Source organism: Amazonocrinis nigriterrae CENA67 (assembly GCF_016056305.1).
Classification (GTDB): domain Bacteria; phylum Cyanobacteriota; class Cyanobacteriia; order Cyanobacteriales; family Nostocaceae; genus Amazonocrinis; species Amazonocrinis nigriterrae.
Window position 1 is genome coordinate 1 of the sequence record NZ_JAECZC010000090.1, and the last position, 398, is coordinate 398.

Sequence of the window (398 nt, forward strand, 5' to 3'; positions counted from 1 at the left end):
CTTTCATGGCGACGACCAGCAGCCGTGAATGAATCGGCCCGATGGCGCGTATCCCCAGGGAAAGGATCCGCCATGAACCGCACCCTCATCCCCCTCGCCCTCGCCGCCCTGCTCTCGGCACCCCTGTCGGCCGAGGCCGCCGAAAGCGTCTACACCGATGCCGCCATCGACAAATGCGAGAACCTGCTCAAGAACCCCGACCAGGTCGACATCGACATGGGCACGATCTCGGTCAAATGCGCGGGCTACAAGGATTATCCCTTCTATTTCAACGAATACGACGTCCGCCAGAGCACCTATTTCGGCCATCTGAGCCAGGACATTCTCGACGGCGCCGGCGAGACCTTCGAGGTCTTCAACCATATCGGCGACAAGATCGAATGGCGGCTGGACGACAA

At 60.6% G+C, this 398-nt stretch carries 1 protein-coding gene; it reads left to right on the plus strand.

Annotated elements, in window-relative coordinates:
• Window positions 1-72: 72 nt before the first annotated feature.
• On the plus strand, window positions 73-398 hold a 326-nt coding region (locus I8748_RS29610), incomplete at its 3' end, for a hypothetical protein (protein ID WP_198128068.1).